A 1,352-nucleotide genomic window follows, 5' to 3' on the forward strand; every position below is an offset into this window, starting at 1 on the left:
GGATAGGCGATCCGGTTGACAAGACTCCCGTTGCCTTGTAACGTACTGCACTAAGCGTGTCTACATAGCGTGCCATTTCGCACAACTGAACTTGTTCGACAACAGGAGGGACGCAGATGAAACAGAGTATTGTGAAGCCAATCGAGAAAACGCAGGAGGAACTGACGGACGAAGAAATTGTCAGCATGTTTTTGGCCACCCATCACCATTCCCGTTACACCTTGCGAAATTACAAGTATGCGATCGAACGATTTCAAAGCTTTATCGGGGAAAAAAGACTTAAAGACGTGACTTGGAGGGATATCGAGCTTTATAAGCTGAGTCTGCTCAAGAGGGATGAACGACAGAATCGCCAATATTCCGCGGCGACGGTCTCCGTATTGCTGGCCCCTCTTCGTTCCCTTTATAAGTGGGGAAACAGTCCCAACATTCAATGTTTTCCCCACAATCCGGCGGCGGTCATCAAGAAGCCGAGGGTGTCGAACAGCAGCAGCCGTCATTTTCTAACCCGGAACGAAGTCGCGAAAATATTGCACCAATTAAACCAATCGACGCTTCGCGATTATACGATCGGCCTGACGTTGGTTTTGCTTGGATTGAGAGTTTCCGAATTGGTTTCGATGGAATGGGACGATTTTCATACCGATCCCATGGGAACTTCCATTTGGTTGACCGTGATGAACGGAAAAGGCCGGAAAGCGCGGGAAGTGAAAGTGCCCGACATGCTCTGGAACCAGCTCCTTTTATACCGCAAGGAACAGGGGAGCAGCGGCAAAGTGTTTCCGCTGAGCACCCGTCAGGTGGAACGGATCATCGAAAACGCCCGGAAAAAGGCCAATTTATCCAAGAAAGTCACGCCTCACTGGTTGCGGCACACCAATGCGACTCTGGCTTTGCTAAACGGAGCGTCTCTTCAACAGGTTCAACAGACATTGGGACATTCGCACATCAATACGACCCAACAGTATATTCACACGGTAGAACAGATCAAAAAAGCGGCTCCGGATTTCGTTGAAGACTGCCTGAAGGAAGTGCTCTAGAACGCGTTTCGGGGATCGGCGCTCGCGCACGGCAAGAGGGAGAAATTGTCGCCAAAACAAGAATTTCGTCGAATTTTCGACGAAATTTGTAGCGATGCGGGGCACTTCTAGGTGAAATATGATTGAAAATCGTTGAAAACCAATCTTTTGCATGTTATATTCATATCAGAATTTACATAATTATGCTGCAATATGTCGCATTATGTCGATATGTCGCACAAGTTCAGTTGTGCGACCTCCATTATCCTATTACCCATTATCCCAACGATCAATCGTTCTCATACGCCGAAATCATCTTGTAACAATTGTATT

At 47.5% G+C, this 1,352-nt stretch carries 1 protein-coding gene; it reads left to right on the forward strand.

From position 1 onward, the window contains the following. Nucleotides 1-116: 116 nt before the first annotated feature. Nucleotides 117-1,040, forward strand: coding sequence for a tyrosine-type recombinase/integrase (locus tag F560_RS0122060; RefSeq protein WP_019004771.1), 924 nt, complete (start codon nucleotides 117-119; stop codon nucleotides 1,038-1,040). The last annotated feature ends 312 nt before the right edge of the window (nucleotides 1,041-1,352 follow it).

The organism is Cohnella laeviribosi DSM 21336, from assembly GCF_000378425.1.
Lineage (GTDB): Bacteria > Bacillota > Bacilli > Paenibacillales > Paenibacillaceae > Cohnella > Cohnella laeviribosi.